General features: G+C 70.7%; 15 protein-coding genes. 7 read left to right on the top strand and 8 right to left on the bottom strand.

The features are described from left to right. The 3 genes from ACSDR0_RS41565 to ACSDR0_RS41555 form a co-directional block, all read right to left on the bottom strand. Positions 1–1,140, bottom strand: a 1,140-nt coding sequence (locus ACSDR0_RS41565; RefSeq protein WP_435294465.1) for a S8 family peptidase, incomplete at its 3' end; no start/stop codon positions are given. Positions 1,141–1,485: 345 nt separating this feature from the next. Further along, the gene (locus ACSDR0_RS41560; RefSeq protein ID WP_435294464.1) at positions 1,486–1,764 is read right to left on the bottom strand and encodes a hypothetical protein; all 279 of its coding nucleotides are present in this window, start codon (positions 1,762–1,764) and stop codon (positions 1,486–1,488) included. A gap of 187 nt (positions 1,765–1,951) precedes the next feature. Beyond that, positions 1,952–3,205, bottom strand: coding sequence for a hypothetical protein (locus ACSDR0_RS41555; RefSeq protein ID WP_435294463.1), 1,254 nt, complete (start codon positions 3,203–3,205; stop codon positions 1,952–1,954). Between the two features lie 390 nt (positions 3,206–3,595). Here ACSDR0_RS41555 and ACSDR0_RS41550 point away from each other — a divergent pair, with 390 nt between their 5' ends. The 4 genes from ACSDR0_RS41550 (at position 3,596) to ACSDR0_RS41535 (ending at position 5,972) form a co-directional block, all read left to right on the top strand. Then, the gene (locus ACSDR0_RS41550; RefSeq protein WP_435294462.1) at positions 3,596–4,345 is read left to right on the top strand and encodes an SCO6745 family protein; all 750 of its coding nucleotides are present in this window, start codon (positions 3,596–3,598) and stop codon (positions 4,343–4,345) included. A 334-nt stretch (positions 4,346–4,679) separates the two neighbouring features. Beyond that, the gene (locus tag ACSDR0_RS41545) at positions 4,680–5,177 is read left to right on the top strand and encodes a DUF2975 domain-containing protein (protein WP_435294461.1); all 498 of its coding nucleotides are present in this window, start codon (positions 4,680–4,682) and stop codon (positions 5,175–5,177) included. Then, positions 5,177–5,380 (top strand): helix-turn-helix domain-containing protein, encoded by a 204-nt coding sequence (locus ACSDR0_RS41540; RefSeq protein ID WP_435294460.1) that lies wholly within the window; start codon positions 5,177–5,179, stop codon positions 5,378–5,380. The genes ACSDR0_RS41545 and ACSDR0_RS41540 overlap by 1 nt, the downstream gene beginning before the upstream one ends. Before the next feature lie 55 nt (positions 5,381–5,435). Continuing rightward, on the top strand, positions 5,436–5,972 hold the full coding sequence (locus tag ACSDR0_RS41535) for a MauE/DoxX family redox-associated membrane protein (RefSeq protein WP_435294459.1): 537 nt from the start codon (positions 5,436–5,438) through the stop codon (positions 5,970–5,972). 70 nt (positions 5,973–6,042) lie between these two features. Here the strand turns inward: ACSDR0_RS41535 and ACSDR0_RS41530 are convergent, their stop codons facing one another. Next, positions 6,043–7,065, bottom strand: a complete 1,023-nt coding sequence (locus tag ACSDR0_RS41530; RefSeq protein WP_435294458.1) for a TrmB family transcriptional regulator — start codon at positions 7,063–7,065, stop codon at positions 6,043–6,045. A gap of 91 nt (positions 7,066–7,156) precedes the next feature. Here ACSDR0_RS41530 and ACSDR0_RS41525 point away from each other — a divergent pair, with 91 nt between their 5' ends. Next, positions 7,157–10,513 carry a S8 family peptidase gene (locus tag ACSDR0_RS41525; protein ID WP_435294457.1) on the top strand — a complete coding sequence of 1,119 codons (3,357 nt, stop codon included), beginning with the start codon at positions 7,157–7,159 and terminating at the stop codon, positions 10,511–10,513. Between the two features lie 330 nt (positions 10,514–10,843). Here ACSDR0_RS41525 and ACSDR0_RS41520 read toward each other — a convergent pair whose 3' ends face one another. From ACSDR0_RS41520 to ACSDR0_RS41505, 4 genes are all read right to left on the bottom strand, one after another. Next, on the bottom strand, positions 10,844–12,067 hold the full coding sequence (locus ACSDR0_RS41520; protein ID WP_435294456.1) for an ABC transporter permease: 1,224 nt from the start codon (positions 12,065–12,067) through the stop codon (positions 10,844–10,846). Further along, a complete protein-coding gene (locus ACSDR0_RS41515) occupies positions 12,067–12,888 on the bottom strand; it encodes an ABC transporter ATP-binding protein (RefSeq protein ID WP_435294455.1) in 822 nt (273 codons plus the stop codon). The genes ACSDR0_RS41520 and ACSDR0_RS41515 overlap by 1 nt, the downstream gene beginning before the upstream one ends. Beyond that, entirely contained in the window at positions 12,885–14,021 is a 1,137-nt protein-coding gene (locus ACSDR0_RS41510; RefSeq protein ID WP_435294454.1) for an efflux RND transporter periplasmic adaptor subunit, read from the bottom strand. Before ACSDR0_RS41510 ends, ACSDR0_RS41515 begins: the two co-directional genes overlap by 4 nt. Before the next feature lie 64 nt (positions 14,022–14,085). Beyond that, the gene (locus ACSDR0_RS41505) at positions 14,086–14,598 is read right to left on the bottom strand and encodes a hypothetical protein (RefSeq protein WP_435294453.1); all 513 of its coding nucleotides are present in this window, start codon (positions 14,596–14,598) and stop codon (positions 14,086–14,088) included. Positions 14,599–14,760: 162 nt separating this feature from the next. Here ACSDR0_RS41505 and ACSDR0_RS41500 point away from each other — a divergent pair, with 162 nt between their 5' ends. Continuing rightward, on the top strand, positions 14,761–15,417 hold the full coding sequence (locus ACSDR0_RS41500; RefSeq protein ID WP_435294452.1) for a response regulator transcription factor: 657 nt from the start codon (positions 14,761–14,763) through the stop codon (positions 15,415–15,417). Beyond that, a complete protein-coding gene (locus tag ACSDR0_RS41495) occupies positions 15,414–16,619 on the top strand; it encodes a sensor histidine kinase (protein ID WP_435294451.1) in 1,206 nt (401 codons plus the stop codon). The genes ACSDR0_RS41500 and ACSDR0_RS41495 overlap by 4 nt, the downstream gene beginning before the upstream one ends. The last annotated feature ends 43 nt before the right edge of the window (positions 16,620–16,662 follow it).

Here is a 16,662-nt window from a genome sequence, read left to right as displayed (position 1 = left end):
GGAGGTGCCGCTCAGGACACCGAAGGTGTTGCCGGGTATGGCGGAGTCGATGGCCACGCCGGGTGCGAAGAGGTCGATCAGGGGGCCGCGGTTGCTGAAGGGAGCGGGGGTGTCGTGGTCGTCGGTCGCGCCGACGGTGACCGCCGCGGCGATGCAGCCGGGGCGGACGACGGCGCTGTCGTACCCGTTGTTGCCCGACGAGATGACGGTGGCCACGCCGAAGCTCTTGAGCCAGAGGATCTCCGACTCGAGAGGAGCGCCGGCACAGGGGACCTGGTATCCCGGGCCGCCGCCGATGCTCATGTTGACCGCCACGATCTTCAGCCCCGCGTGGACCTCGTCGACATATTGCAGCGCGCGCTTCTGGTCGGAGGTGAAGCTGAGGATGCAGGGTGCGGAGGTGTTCTGCTCCGCGCAGATGGGGCCGTTGAACCGGCTGGACACCTGGATCGGCAGGATGCCCGCTCCCGGTGCGACGCCGTTGGAGGGCGCGGTTCCGGCCTTCTTCCCGGCCGCGATGCCCGCGACGTGCGTGCCGTGGTAGCACTTGACCACGCCGTTCACGACGCACTGCGCGGTCTCGGCGTCGGCCGCGCCCGTGCCGACCTGGGACGGCTGGCCGTTGGGGCACACCACGACGGCCTGGTAGTACGGGTCGGGATCGGAGCTGGAGAAGCAGGCCTCGCCCACGATCCGCCCGGCGAAGAACGGGTGATCGCGGTCGATGCCGGTGTCGAGGATCGCGATGGTGGAACCCTTGCCGGTCCAGCCCGCCTCGTTGGCCTTGTCCGAACCGATCAGCTTGGTGCTGACGTCGAGCGTCGGCTTGCTTACCTCGTCCTCGTAGACGGCCTTCACCCGACTGTCGGTCCTGAGTTCGGCGAGGGTCGGCTTGTCGACGGTGGCGACGAGGAACCCGTCGGAGCCGACCTTGCTGATGACCTTGGTCTTGCTCGAGGCCGCTTCGACGGTCCTGGCCACACCCGCGAGGCTCTGGCCACGCTCGATCTCGATGATCGCGCGTACCTTCTCGCCCTTCTGTACCTCGGCTGCGAGGCTCTTGGCCACAGCGGGGTCATCGGTGGTTGCCTGAGCTGGTGACCCGACGGCCAGCATGACCGTCGCGGTGATGGCGAGCACAGAGGTGCTCGCCAGTAGAGACCGTAGTCTCGCTGATCCTCCGGGGGAGCGAACCGTCCTGAGCTGGACGGACTGAGGAACGGGAAGCCGCCGGCGGGCGGAAGGGGATGAGCTGCGGAAAACTCAGCTACTCGCCGCCCCCGTTGCCGAATCCTGAAATATCCTCATGTTCGGTAAATGTGAAGGCCAAGAGTAGTCAGTGATCGCCAGGGTTCACGAGGATGAAGTAGTACCGTTATGTGATCTTTCGGACATCCGAAATCCGGCGCAGGTCCGCTCCTCGATCCGGCGGCGCGGGATCATCCCGACGCGGGGCACCTCGCGCGGCGGTGCGTCGTTCCCGGCTCAGGCGGAGCGCATGCCGCCGTCGCGGCGCATCACGATCTGTACCGTCACTCCGAGCGCCTCCTCGGCCCAGCCGGCGAACCGGTTCCCGCGACGGCCCGGGTCGGCCCACACGTGCCGCGACCGTGGGAACCGGTCGACGGCGCGTGACGACACCACCATCGCCCTCTCCCGATCGCCGGCGGCGGCCGGGCTGATACGGGTGCTGTGGAGCGGAACGAGATCGATCAAGGCCTTCTGCTGTCTGCCGTCCTGATACGCGTACTCCGCTTCACGCATACCCCGCCCCGCCCCTTGGAGCGCGTGGCCGCTTCGTAGCCGAGACCTCCACGGGCGCGAGCACGGCTACCTTCGTAGCCAGGGTCCTCGCGGCCGGCGGGGCGCGACGGTGCGGGGTCGTCGCGGCACGCACGACGGCGCGCGCCCCGGAGGCGGGGCGCGCGCCGTCGCGCGTCGAGAGGAGAGGTCAGGAGATGGTGAGCGTGCCGTTCGTGTTACGGGCGCACGTGATGACCGTGCGGGGTGCGGCGGTGAGGGCGCCGGTCAGACACTGGCCGAGGACGGCGTGGCCCGCGGCGTTGGGGTGCCACGCCTCCTGGCAGGTCTGGAAGTAGGTGACGCAGGTGTTCGCCACCCGCTGGACGCCGATCTTGTCCCAGCCGGACAGGCTGGTGATGAACGTGCCGGACGGCCCGTCCTGCACCCGGACCGGCGTGGCGAGCGCGCCCGTCGGGCTGCCGGGGTTCTCGCAGAGCCGGGCCCCGTCGAAGGCCTTCTGGACGTCCAGCACACGCAGGTTGGCCGCCGGGCGCTCGGCCGCCAGCGTCGTGTAGGCGTTCTTGACCAGGTTGCCGAGGTTCTGGGAGAACACGTGCCCGGGGGCGAGGCTCGCGCGGTGGATCGGGCAGCCGGCGGCGTACCGCTCGGCGCCGAGGGCGCGGAACTTGTCGCGGGTGTCGGTGCGGTCGTCCTCGTCCCGATACTGCGGGGCGACGTCGAGCGGCAGCGGGTTGGTGTAGGTCTGCAGGACCACACTGTGCACGCCGTCGGCGTCGACCTGGGCGAGGGTGTCGAGGATCTGGCGCAGGGCGGCGGTGGTCTCGGCGGTGGCGGCGGCGACCTCGGCGTCGGAGGCCAGGTCCGAGACGGTGCAGGGCTCCTGCGGCACGTCGCCGCCCAGGTAGGCCCAGAACTCCCACCAGCCCGTCCAGGCGTCGGCGATGAAGCGGTTGGCGCACACTGTGGCCACGTCGCCGAAGGTGAACTGGGTGTTGTTGGAGCCGAGGCCGATGAGGACGACGTCGATGTCGTGGGTCTGGGCGACGGCGCGCAGCTGGTCGAGTTGCGAGGCGACGGAGCGGCCCTTGGTGCGGGCGCTGGAGGGGTTGGCGATGTCGGCGGGCTGGCCGCCGGAACACGCGAGGTTGAAGCGGTCCTGGATGCCGGGGAACGACGCCTTGAAGAACGAGGCGTTCGCCGACCGGTGGCAGAAGTAGGCGTTGCTGTTGGCCGCCGACCAGCCGGGGAAGGATTGCGCCGTCCCGGAGGCGTCGACGACGGGCTGGTAGTCTCCTGCGCCCTCCCCGCTGACGAAGCTGTCGCCGAGCGCGACGGCGGCGGTGGGCAGGGCCGCCTGCGCCGCTCCGCCCTGGATGACTTGGACGCCGACCGCGCCCACCAGGAGCGCGGCCATCGCGGCCACCCGCCGGAGAACCCTCACAACTGCCCCATTTCCTACTAAACAAGCATGAAATAACGGATATGCAGATCACAACATGTCCGCGCCGATGGAGTCAAGATCTCCGTGAGGCCCGGCCGCCTCACCTAAGAGATCGCGTAACGGCCTGATCGTCAAGCATGCATTTGCTTGATCAGGCCGAGCGTCCGGCGACCGGGTGGGCCAACTCCAGGTCGGGGACCACTCCGTTCGCGACTCGACGCGCGACGTTTTCCAAGCCGCCAAGAAGGGGTGCCCGACCAGTCGGACTCCCCAGCGGATCAGCATTCTTCGCCCGATACCCGCTTCTGGTGACGAGAACGCTGGAACGGAATGTAATGCCGTTAAATGTCTCGTGAAGCCCAAGGCCGGGTCTGGAGGGAGATGGGCCTCATGACGCCTGACGACGTGGTGCGGCACACCAAGCACACCGTGATCAGGGCAGGAGCCGCGTTCGGCCATGACCCCGTCTATCGCACGCGTGGCCGGCAACTCGGGCTCACCAGGTGGCCGTTCTATTTCGGTGGTCGCGCCGGGGTGCTGGGCGACGTCGATGCCGACGTCGTCGCCGCCGTCTGTGGCTTCTTCGCCCGGAAACTGGTGACAGAGGCATGGAGTACAGCGCGGGCCCTCACGTCACTCGGCCACATCGTCGAGGCGGACATCGAGGAGTGCCTGCGGTGGGGGCGCAACGTCTACGACGAGTTGTCCGGGCTGGAGCGTTTGGCGGATCTCCTCGAACGGGTGGTGGAGGCGGCGGACTCGTCTGGACGGCCCCTGTTCGCCGCGTGGCGATCGCTTGTGGTCCAAGCCGACGACCCGGCGGCTCGGGTGGCGCTGGCACTGCTTCGGCTTCGCGAGCACAGGGGTGGCTCCCATCTGATCGCGGTGCTGGCCAACGGGCATACCCCGTTGACCGCGATCCTGGCCGGACCCGGCATCGGGAAGGCGAGGGCCAACGGCTGGGCCGAACCGTGGCCGGCCGTACCACCATCCGCCGGGGTCGCTCTGGAGCGAGCCAAGCGGCTCACGGACGACCTGTCCGCCGAGCCCTACGCCGTCCTGAACGTCAAAGAGCGCACCGAACTCGTCGAGCTCCTCGCTCGGGTCGATGAGGCCTACCGTCGGTTTCGCGACAGCTGACCGAGGTCCCCCCGCTGCCGCCGAGCCGTCGTCGCGGGACCGCGGCCGGCCTCGGTGGCATCGGACGGCGCTGACGCCTCTGCCGGGTAATGCCCACACCGTGCCGCAGCCGTAGGTGCCGGATGGGATGGTGACCTGACCGCCCGCGTCGTTTCCCTGGCCGACGCGGTCCGAGGCGATGACGTGATAGGGGCCGATCACGGCGATGGGCGGCTCGTAGGCGTAGCCGCTGCCGCAGGTGTAGTGGAGCCCCACCTCGCCGACCGGCCTGACGGCTTGCCGTACCTATCGAATATCGATATGTTTCCATCGTTGCTCGATCGAAGGGGAGACGATGGGAAAACTGACAGTGCTTGCGCTGCGCGCCGTGCTCGCGGCGCTGCTCGCCGGCTCGGTGTTCGTACAGGCGGTGATGGTGCCGCTGCTGGCCGTGGACCTGGAGGGGCTCAACGCGGATTTCGCGTACCTGCGCACCCCGTTCCTCGTGATCACGGTGCTGGGCGTTGTGACGGTCCAGGTCGTCCTGGTCTGCGTATGGCGGCTGGTGACGATGGTGCGACGCGGAACCGTGTTCTCCCACGCCGCCTTCCGGTACGTGCACGTCGTGATCGGCGCGATCGTGGCGGCCGCCCTCCTGGTGTTCGCGCTCGCGGTCATCCTGGCGCCGGGCGACCCCGTCGCCCCGGGAGTGGTCCTCCTGCTGTGCGGGGCCGCCGTGGCGATCCTGGGGGTGGCGCTCGTCGTGCTCGTGCTGCGGATGCTGCTCGCCCAGGCCGTCGCGCGCGACGTCGAGGCGGCGCGGATGCGGGCCGAGCTGGAAGAGGTGATCTGATGCCGATCACCGTCGACATCGACGTGATGCTGGCCAAGCGGAAGATGTCCGTGGGCGAGCTCGCGGACCGTGTCGGGATCACGCCCGCCAACCTGGCGGTGCTCAAGAACGGCCGCGCCAAGGCGGTGCGCTTCACGACGCTCGCCGCGCTCTGCGAGGTGCTCGAGTGCCAGCCGGGAGACCTGCTGCGCTGGGAGGCCTGACCGTGCTGGGATTGATGGCGAATCCGAACTCCTTACCGGTAAGACGGGAACCGTGATGAGCTATGTGATCCTGGGTTGCCGCCTGGTGTTGCTGGGGATGTTCCTGGTCTCACTGGCCGGCAAGGTACGAAGCCGTCGGGCGTTCCGGGAGTTCGTCGCGGCGACCGCGACCCTGCTGGCCGTCGCCCCCGGTCCGGCACGACGGCTCGCCATGCTCGCGGTGGCGGCGGAGGCGGCGATCGTGGTGCTGATCGGTGTGCCGGCCACCGTGCCCGTCGGGTTCGCCCTGTCGGCCGTCACGCTCGGCGGTTTCGGATATGCGCTCGTTCGTGCCCTGAAGCAGGAGAGGGCGGCCCCCTGCCGCTGCTTCGGCCCGTCGGCGACGCCCGTGGGCAGGCATCACGTGATCCGCAACCTGGTGTTGATCGCGGCGGCGGTGACGGCGTTGGGGGCGACGCTCGGTGGGGCGCCGCAGGCCGTCGAGATCCCGGGGGTCGCGATCACCGCACTGGCTGCGCTGGTCTGCGTGGTGCTCATCGTGCGCCTGGACGACATCGCGGAGTTGTTCCGCCCAACGGCCGCCGGGCGCTGAATCGCGGGCGTGAAGACGTCAGGTCCCGCTCACCCTTCGCACCGGCGGCGGAGCCGCCTGCTCGGACGGGTCATACGAGGCCCCGGCGGCTGGCCTGGGCGCCCGCCTGGAAACGGGTCTCGGCGTTCAGCTCGTCCAGGAGGTGGCGCAGGCGGCGGCGGAGGCTGCGCGGGCTGGTGCCGAGCTGGCGGGCGATGGCGTCGTCCTTGAGCCCGGCCGAGAGCAGCGTCAGGAGCCGGCGGTCCTCCGGGTCAAGCTCCGACCACCCCTGTTCCTCACCCCGGCCGGGTCCGCCGGCCGGCTCCGGCGCGCCGTCACGGGGCGCGGGCTGCGGGTACATCGGAAGCGCCTCCTGCCACAGGCGTTCGAACAGCTCGACCAGGGCCACCACCATGGTGGATCCCTTGATCAGCACGCCGCGCGTCAGCGGCGGGTCCATGTGCAGCGGCATGACCGCCTGCCGCCGGTCGACGAGCGCCATCTTGAACGGCAGCTCGGGCAGGACCCTCGCCTCCTCGCCGGCATTGACCAGGTTGCCCACCTCGTCGAGCGCCCCCGCGTGGTCGAACGCCTCGGGTACGTAGATGGTCCGGTAGCGGACGCCCTTGCGGAGCAGGCCGGTCTGCAGCGGGTTGTGATAGTCCAGCACGTACGGAGGCCGGTCGAAGGTCAGCACCTCCTCCTTGGCCTCCTGCTGCAGCCGGACGTACCATCGGGCCTGCTCCTCGGGCCCCGCCAGGACCTCGAACTGGCCGCCCTCCTCCAGGTCCTGACCGGCGGTGCGGAAGGTCTCCTCCAGCTGGTCGGCCGTGTCGGTGAGCCGGTCCAGGTTGCTCTGCATGCCGCGCACCAGCGAGCGGATGGCGGTCCCAGGGTTCGTCGCCGTCCAGCGGGGCGACCGTCCCCACAGGCGGCTGATCAGGCCCTTGGCGCGGAGCCTGCTCAGCGACGTCTGGATGCGTCCCGAGCTCTCCCCGCTCCTCATGACGAGCTCCTGCACCGTGATGCCGGGGCAGGCCAGCACCTCGCGGTAGATCCGCTCGTCGAACGCGCTGATCCCCACTACTTCCAGTGCCGGACCGTCATCAAGCATGCCTACGAGCTTGGCCACTTTCGGCAGTTGCCGCAATAGGCCACACAAACCACCTTGTCACCAAAATTCGCATACCGTTAGAAATCGGGATGTGCTTCAGAGAACCGTCCTTATCGGCAGTGTGCTAACGGCCCTGATAGCGGCCGCCACGCCGGCCCAGGCGACCCCCACTCCCGCCCCCACCCCCAAGGCCTCGACCTCCCCCCAGGCCGGGCAGGCCACCGCGAAGGCCGGACCGCCCAAGACGATCACTCTCATCACCGGGGACAAGGTCACCCTCCGCTCGCTCCCCGACAAGCAGACCCAGCTCGACGTCGAGGCGGCTCCCGGCAGGGAGAAGATCAACTTCGTGCACCGCCGGGCCAAGGAAGGGCTCAGCATCGTCCCCGTGGACGCGATGCCCCTCCTGGCCGCGGGCAAGCTGGACCCCCGGCTGTTCAACGTCACCCGGCTCGCCGAGCTCGGCTACGACGACGCCGCCAGCCCGGCGCTCCCGCTGATCGTGACGTACCCCGGCCAGACCGACGTCGCCACGCTGCGCGTCGCGGGCGGGCGTCCGCTGCCCGCGGTCAACGGCATCGCCCGGAGCGAGCCCCGCGCCGCCGCCGGCACGCTCTGGAAGTCCCTGTCCGGGCAGGCGTCCGGGCAGGCCAGAACGGCGGCCGGGCCCGAGAAGATCTGGCTGGACGGCAAGGCGAGGATGTCCCTCGACGTCAGCGTCCCGCACATCGGCGCGCCCAAGGCCTGGGAGGCCGGCCACACCGGCAAGGACGTCACCGTCGCGGTGCTCGACAGCGGCTACGACCCCGACCACCCCGACCTGCGGGGCCTGGTCACCAAGACCGAGAACTTCACCTCCGAGCCCGACGTCCGCGACCTCAACGGTCACGGCACCCATGTCGCCGCCACGATCGCCGGATCCGGCGCCGCCTCCGACGGCAAGCACAAGGGCGTCGCCCCCGGCGCGAAGCTGCTGATCGGCAAGGTCTGCGAGCAGAGCGGATACTGCCCGGACTCGGGCATCATCGAGGCCATGACCTGGGCGGCGGAGAACGGCGCCCGCGTCGCCAACCTCAGCCTCGGCGGCCCCGACGTTCCCGGCGTCGACCCGCTGGAGCAGGCCGTCAACACGCTGTCGGAGCGGTACGGCACGCTGTTCGTCATCGCGTCGGGCAACGACGGCCCCCAGTCGCTCGGCTCGCCGAGCAGCGCGGACCACGCGCTGTCGGTCGGCGCCTCCTACCGCGACGCCGACACGGTCACCCAGTTCAGCAGCACCGGACCGCGCGTCGGCGACGCCGCGGTCAAGCCCGACCTGATCGCACCCGGCGCGGGCATCGTCGCGGCCAGGGCCGCGGGCACCTCGGGCGGCTTCCCGGTGGACGACCTCCACACGGAGATGAGTGGCACCTCCATGGCCACCCCGCACGTGACGGGAGCGGCGGCGATCGTCGCCGGCCGGCACCCCGACTGGAAGGCCGGCCAGATCAAGGCGGCGCTGATGGCTTCCACCGCGCCCGGCGACGAGCTCGGCGCCTACGTCCAGGGCTCCGGCCGCGTGGACGTCGCCCGCGCCGTCGACCAGCGGGTCACGGCCGAGCCCGCCTCGCTGAGCATGGGAGAGATCGAGCTGCCCAGCTCCGCGCCGAAGAAGAGCACGCTCACCTACCGCAACGACGGCGACGCCGCCGTACGGCTGGACCTGAGCGTGAAGGCCAAGGACGGCCACGGTGAGACGGTGACGCCGTTCAAGCTCGGCGCCACCACGGTGGAGATCCCCGCGCACGGCACCGCGCAGGTCGAGGTGACCGCCGAGCCGAGCGCGATCGGCATGTACAGCGGCACGGTCATCGCCGCCAACGCCGAGGTCTCCGTGCGCACCGGCATCGGCATGCGGGTCGAGCCGGAGAAGCGCGGGCTCAAGCTGGCCTTCACCGGCTCGGACGGGCAGCCCATCCAGAACGCCTTCGCCGGGGTGATCGACCTCGACGCCAAGGAACAGGTCAACTACGACATCTCCGGCGGCACGCTGGACCTCAGGCTGCAGAAGGGACGCCACTACACGATCGTCTCCCTCATGCTCGACCACGACGGCACCCTGGTGATGTCCGCGGAGCCGGAGTTCACCCTCGACGCCGACCGCACCGTCACCGCCGACGCCCGCAAGGCCAAGCCGGTGGACGTGCGCACCGAGGAGCCGACCGCGCGACTGGCCATCGGCATGCTCGGCATGATCCAGCTCGCCGACGGCGTCCAGGCGATGGGCGTGGACGTCGAGCTGGCGGAGATGTGGGGCGCGGACCGGATCGAGGGCATCAAGGCCATCCCCACGACCCGCACGGCGAGCAAGAAGTTCGCCTACTACCGCTGGACGCAGTGGGCCAAGCCGAAGGGCGACGGCACCTACAACGACAGCCCGTACTTCTACCACCTGATGAAGGCCGAGCCGCGCATCCCCGCCGACCCCGGCTACCGCCCGCGCGGCCGCGACCTCGCCAAGGTCACCTCCACGTACGCCACCCAGCAGGACGCCAAGTTCGGCGAGCACTTCGCCCTGCCCGTGCTGTACGGGACGGAGCTGGCCTGGATGCCGTACGGCGACGTGTCCCGGTTCCCGCTCCCGTTCCAGCGGACCGAGTACTACACGCCCGGCGACACCGGCTGGTACCCGTCCTTCATCCAGTACAAGGCACTGGACGTCTGGGACAACATCGACCAGTTCTTCTTCGGCGAGACCACCGTCTACAACGCCGGCCAGAAGACCTCCGACCGCTGGAACGCCGGCGTCTTCGCGGCCGGGCTCCTGCCCGGCGGGGACTACTCCTGGCGCGAGGAGAACATGCTGCAGTTCGCCACCGGGCTGTTCGAGGACAGCGTGCCCGAACGCAACTCCTACGGCGACTACCGCGCCCCGCAGGCCAAGCTCTACCGCGACGGCAAGGAGATCTACACCGACTCCTACCTGCCCGGCAACATCGAGGTGCCCGTCGACGGGAAGGAGAGCGAGTACCGGCTCGCCGTGACCGCCGATCGCGACCCGGTCATGACCAAGTTCTCCACGAAGGTCAGCGCCGAGTGGCGGTTCAGGTCCAAGACGCCCGAGCAGGGCAAGCGGCAGGTGCTGCCGCTGATGGTCGTCAGGATGGGCCCGGAGCTGGACGACCGCAACCGCGCGGGCACGGGCCACATGCGCATCCCGCTGCGGGTCCAGCGCCAGGAGGGCTCACCCGACCTGAAGGTGAGCAAGCTCTCCGTGGAGATCTCCTACGATGACGGCCGCACCTGGTGGCCCACGCTGGTGCATCCGTCCGGCAAGGGCGCCTGGTCCGCCGAGACCTGGCACCCGGTCAGCGCGCGCGGCAAGTTCGCCTCGCTGCGCGTCAAGGCCGCCGACACCGGCGGCAACGCCTTCACCGAGACCGTGATCAGGGCCTACGAGATCAAGTAAGTCCAGGAAACCCCGCCGTGCCTCCTGGGCGCGGCGGGGTTTCCGTCATCGTGCCGGAGGCCGGTGAACGCGCCTCGCGGCCACCGGGTGACCGGCCCGTCCTCACGACCTCTCATGGCCTGTCCGATCGAGAGAGGCCATGAGAGGTCCGTCGTGGCGCAGGCCCGTTCGACCTCCTCGACCGGATACGGGACGCTCCTGTTCTCGGTATGCAGCTCCTGGTAGAACCTGTTCGTGGTGGCGGTGACCGGTGCGTAGCGCCTGACGATCGCCGCGGCCGGCGCCGGAAGGCCCGGGGGATCGTCGCCGTCGCCACATCGCCGCCGCGTTCTACGGTGTGGCGAGTGCCTCCGTCGGGGAGAGCCGGGAGGCGCGGACGGCGGGGTAGAGGCCGGCGAGGGCGCCGATGGCCAGGGTCGTCGCGAGGCCGCCGATCGTCGCCCAGGCGGGGAGCACGACCGGCCACCCCTGATAGAGCGCGTATCCGGCGGTGACGCCGGTGCCGAGGAAGATCCCGCCCGCCCCGCCCAGGGCCGAGAGCAGCAGCGACTCCGCGAGGAACTGCGTGCGGATCTGCCCGCGCGTCGCGCCGAGCGAGCGGCGCAGGCCGATCTCCGGGCGCCGTTCCAGCACCGAGATGACCATGGTGTTGGCCACCCCGACGCCGCCGACGAGCAGCGCGACCGCGCCGACCCCGAGGAGGAGCCCGGTGAACGCCTGGCTGGTGGCCTGCTTGGCGGCAAGCGCGTCGGACGGGCGCGAGACCTCGACCTCGTTGGGCGCCTGCGGGTTCGCCGTACCGGCCAGGACCGAGCGGACGGACTCCAGCCTCGACTCGTCGGAGCGGGTGTAGAGGGTCGTGGGGTGCCCGTCGAAGTCGAGTGCCGTCTCCGCGACCGGCCAGCCGACCAGCGCCGCGTCGTCCAGTTCGGCGGCGAGCGGCACCGGGGCGAGGATTCCGACGACGGTGAACCGTACGCCGCCGACGACCACCTGGGCGTCAGGTGCCGCCGAGCCCACCCCGAGCCGCTCCGCAGCCCGTGATCCGAGCACCACGGCCGGATAGCGTTCGGTGGCCCTGTTGAGCCAGGTGCCGCTGCGCACCGTCGCGCCCACCGTGGACAGGAGGTCGACGCGGGCGGCATGGGTGGAGATACCTCCGGTCTGCGCCTCGGAGATCTCCTCGGACCGGTAGACCTTGGCGCCACCGACGCGCCCGGCCGCGGAGACCGACTCCACGGGGCCGATCCGCTCGATCATCGCCTCGGCGTCCACCGGCATCTTGGCCGCCTCACCCAGCAGCGTCTGGCCGGACGAGACGGTGAGCAGGTTCGTGCCCAGTGCCGAGAGCGTACGGTCGAGTTCGGCCCCCGACGAGGACGAGATGCCGACCACGCCGACCATCGCGGCGATGCCGATGGCCACCCCGAGCGCGGACAGGAACGCCCGCAGCGGGCGGGTGCGCAGGCCGACCGCGCCGACCCGCATCACGTCGCGCGGTCGCATCCTGGCCGGGACCAGCTTCGGCGGGTCCGTCCGAGCGATCACGGTCATCACGCCACCCCGGATCCGGCGCGCCGCGCTGACCCGGCCGCCGAGGTTCCCGGCGTCGCGGAGGTCGTGGGGACCGCGGAGGTCGTGGAGCCGGGGACGGCCGCGGAGCCTGAGCTGATCGCCGGGCCGGAGCCTGAGCCGATCGCCGGGCCGGAGATGAGCGCGGAGTCGGAGACGATCCGGCCGTCGCGCATCCGCACCTGCCGGGGCAGGCTCGCGGCGATCTCCCGGTCGTGCGTGATGATCACGATGGTGGTGCCCGAGGCGTTCAGATCACGTAGCAGTTCCATCACCCCGGCCCCGGAGACGGAGTCCAGGGCGCCGGTCGGCTCGTCGGCGAGGAGCAGCGGGGGGTCCCCGGCCACGGCCCGGGCGATGGCGACGCGCTGCCGCTCACCACCGGACAGCTCGTGCGGCTCGTGGTCGAGGCGATGGCCGAGCCCGACCCGTTCCAGCGCGGACGAGGCCCGGCGCCGCCGTTCGGACAGGCCGAGGCCGGTGTAGAGGAGACCGTCGGCCACGTTGTCCAGCGCCGGGACTCTGGCGGCGAGGTGGAATTGCTGGAAGACGAAGCCGATCCGCGTCGCCCGCAACGCCGAGAGCCCGCTGTCCGACAGTTTCGAGACGTCGTACCCGCCGATGCGTACGGTTCCGGAGGAGGGGCGATCGAGTGTGCCGACGACGTTGAGCATCGTCGACTTGCCCGAGCCGGAGGGGCCGGCGATGGCGACGAGCTCGCCGCGCCCGATCTCCAGGGAGACCGTGGCCAGCGCGGTCACCCCGCCGGGGTAGACCCTGGTCACATCCGACAACGAGATCATTTTGGCATCCCCACGGTCATGCCCTCGGCGAGGCCGTCCCCGGAGATCTCGACCCGGCCGCCGGAGAACAGGCCCGTCCTCACCGTGAGGTAGCGGGACCCGGTGCCCTCGACGACCTCGACGCCGAATCCGCCCTCCCTCAGCGCCACGAGCGCGGAGACCGGCACGGTCAGCACGTCCTCACGCCTGGACGCCGTGAAGGTCACGTCCACCGCGGCCTGGTCGAGGCCGGTCGCCGCCTTCTGGCGGCCGAGGGAAACGAGCGCCTCAAGCCTCGTCTCCGGGTCCGCGTCCGGGCCCTCCCCGGGCTCGATGATCGTGGCGACCTCGGTGACCCTGCCGGCCACGCTCCTGCCGTCGGGCATGGTGACCGACACCTTGGCCCCCTTCTTCGCCATCCGCCGGTCTTCCGCCCGCAGCTGGACGGTGACCACCTTGGTGGTGCCGGTGTAGGTCAGCACCTTCTGGCCGGGAGCGATGGGCTGGCCCGCCTCGGCCTCCAGGGTGTCCACGCGGACCTTGCCGCCGGCGAAGACGACCCGGCCGAGCTCGACGACGCCGGTCTCCTCCAGGCCCCGGTCGTCCTGCCACCGCATGACCGCCGAGGCCGTGGTGCCGGTGTACTCGTCGTCCACGGTGAAGCCGGTGTAGCCCAGCTCGCGGAGGTTGCGCTCCAGGCGCCTGACGTCCGGCCCCTCGGTGCCGATCCGCATGTCGCGATAGGCCGGTGTCGAGCCGTACATCAGCACCACCGGTTCGTTGTCCACCTTGTAGAGCGGCTTGCCGCGGGTGACCCGGGCACCGCTGTCCGGGAGCCAGGTGACCGTGCCGGGCTGCCGGCTCACCGCGGTGGCGGCCGGGCCGTAGCCGAGCTCGCCGTCGGCGTCCCGCGTGTCGGTGAGCGTCTGCCGCTTCACCGGGGTGGTGGCCGGAGGCAGGACGGCCGCCGTCCTGTCCGTTCCGGTGCCGCCCGGGCCGACCATGCCGCTCGTGGCCGCGGCGGCCGTTCCGAGGATGACGACCGCGACGACCAGTCCGGCGATCTTCTTGCCACGGCCGAGGCCGCGGCGTCGCCGCGAGCGGGGAGAGGACGTGTCCATGTCCGCCCCGCCGTCGAGGGTGGCCGTCCCCATCAGGAGCTCTCCTGACGGGCCGGACGAGGGTGAGCGCACCTCAGGGAAAGCGTGGCCGTGTCCATCAGGAGCCTCCCTGGCCCGCTTCGGGCAGGAACTCCTTCGAGCACTTCTCCTGCGCCGTCTGGAAGTCCGGGTCCTCGCCGACGGCCCCGGTCACGCGCAGCCCGCCGCCCTCGGGGTCCGGAAAGTCCTCCACACCGTTGTCCCGCATGCACTGCGCGAACTTGCGCATCGACTCGGCCCTCTGGGGGTCCGGCCCGTTCGGTCCGGAACCGCCCATCGGGGAGAACTCCTTGCAGGCCGCCGTGGCCTTGTCCACCGTTTCCTTGCCGACGCTCTTGTCGATCCGGATGGTGACGCCCTTGCCAGGTTCGGGGTCCGCCATGTCGACGCCGTTCTCACGCATGCACTGGGCGAACTTGATGCCCTTCTCGTGCTGGTCCAGGCTCGGTGCGGCGCTGCTCACGGCGGGCTTGCCGCCACCGCCGCCCGCGGACGCCACGTCCGCGCCGTTGTCGGCCGTACCGCACCCTGTCAGGACCAGGGCGAGCGCCAGCGCGCCAAGAACTCTCATGGTCTTCTCCTCTTCCGACAGCCGGTTCTCCGCCGGCCGTTCGAGAGGTGATGCAACAGGGGAGCGCGTTTCGGTCGCGTTTCCATCGGCGCTAACGGCGAGCAAACACCGCGTACGTCACCATCACCTCGTCCGTACACGACGAAGGGGCACAAAAACGCGATGCGAGTGCTGGTGGTGGAGGACGAGCGCATGCTGGCCGACGCGATAGCCGAGTGGCTGCGCGGCGAGACGCACGCGGTCGACACCGTGCACGACGGCGAAGCGGCGCTGGAACGCATCGCGGTCAACGACTACGACGTGGTCGTTCTCGACCGCGACCTGCCCCTCGTGCACGGCGACGACGTCTGCCGGGAACTGGTCGAGTCGGAGTCGACCGCGCGGGTGCTGATGCTCACCGCCGCCGCGGAGATCGGTGACCGGGTGGCCGGGCTGTCCCTGGGGGCCGACGACTACCTGGCCAAACCGTTCGCCTTCGCCGAACTCGCCGCCCGTGTCCAGGCGCTGGGACGGCGCTCGCGGCCGGCCGTGCCGCCGGTGCTGCGGCGGGCCGGGATCACCCTCGACCCCGCGCGCCGGGAGGTGTTCAGGAACGGACGGTACGTGCCGCTGTCGAAGAAGGAGTTCGCCGTCCTGACCGAACTGCTGCGCGCCGACGGGGCGCTCGTCTCCGCCGAGCGACTGCTGGAGAAGGCGTGGGATGAGCACGCCGACCCGTTCACCGGCGTGGTGCGCCTCACCATACTCAAGCTCCGGCGCAAGCTCGGGGAGCCGCCGGTCATCGAGACGATGCCGGGGGAGGGATACCGGATCGCATGATCATCAATAGGTTGCCGCGCCTCACGCTGAGGACCCGGCTCACCCTCGTGTACGGCGCCCTGTTCCTCGCCGCGGGCCTGACCCTGCTCGGCGTCACCTACCTGCTGTTCAACCAGCAGCTGGCCCAGTCCTTCGCCGAGAGGTACGGGGGACCCAGGGACGGGCAGAGGGAAATGGTCCTCATCAACGCGAACGGCCACGTGTTCACGGGCCCCGAGGCGATCCAGTGGCTGCAGCGGCAGGAGGAGGAACTGCGCACCGCCGCCGCCACCTCGCTGCTCACCCAGGGAGCGGTCGCGCTGACCGTGGTCGGTGCCGTCGCCGCGGGCCTCGGGTGGGTGGTCGCGGGGCGGGTGCTCGCCCCGCTGCGCCGGGTGACCGACACGGCGCGGCGGATCGCGGTCACCACGGTCGCCGACCACGGTCTGCACGCGCGGATCGCTCTGCGCGGGCCGGAGGACGAGGTGAAGGAGCTCGCCGACGCCTTCGACACCATGGTCGAGCGGCTCGACCACTCCTTCGACGGTCAGCGCCGGTTCGTCGCCAACGCCTCGCACGAACTCCGCACACCGCTGACGCTCAACCGGGCGCTGGTCGAGCTGGCCATGCACCGCAGGGCGGCGTCGTCCGACGTCCAGCAGCTCGGCGAGAGCCTGCTGGAGATCAACGCCCGGCACGAGCAGCTCATCTCGGGACTGCTGCTGCTGGCCCGCGCCGAGCACGAGATCGCGGACCGGTCACCGGTGGACATGGCCGACGTGGTGTCCCACGTGATCGCGCAGACCGCCCGGCAGGCGGAGCACGCGAAGATCACCGTGCACGAGGCGGCGGGCCCCGCGCCCACCAGCGGGGACGCGCTTCTGCTTGAACGCCTGGTGCACAATTTGGTCGAGAACGGGATCCGGCACAACACCGGCGACGGCACCGGCTGGGTGCGAGTCGTCAGCCGTACCGCGCCTGACGGACGCGTCGAGGTGGAGGTCAGCAACACCGGGCCCGCCGTACCGCCCTACGACATCCCGGAACTCTTCAAACCCTTCCGCCGCCTGGGTGCCGACCGCCTGGTCACGGCGAAGAGCGCGGGACTGGGCCTGTCCATCGTCCGCTCCGTGGCCCGGGCCCACGGCGGCGACGTCACGGCCCGCCCGCGCGGAGGTGGCGGCCTGGTCATGACGGCCGTCCTTCCCCGCGCCAAGGAGTGAGGCGCGCGTCCCGTGAGGCCCGGCCGGGGCTCACCGGGTGGCC

Source organism: Streptosporangium sp. G11 (assembly GCF_051192615.1).
GTDB lineage: Bacteria > Actinomycetota > Actinomycetes > Streptosporangiales > Streptosporangiaceae > Streptosporangium.
This window is presented reverse-complemented; position numbering and strand designations above follow the sequence as displayed.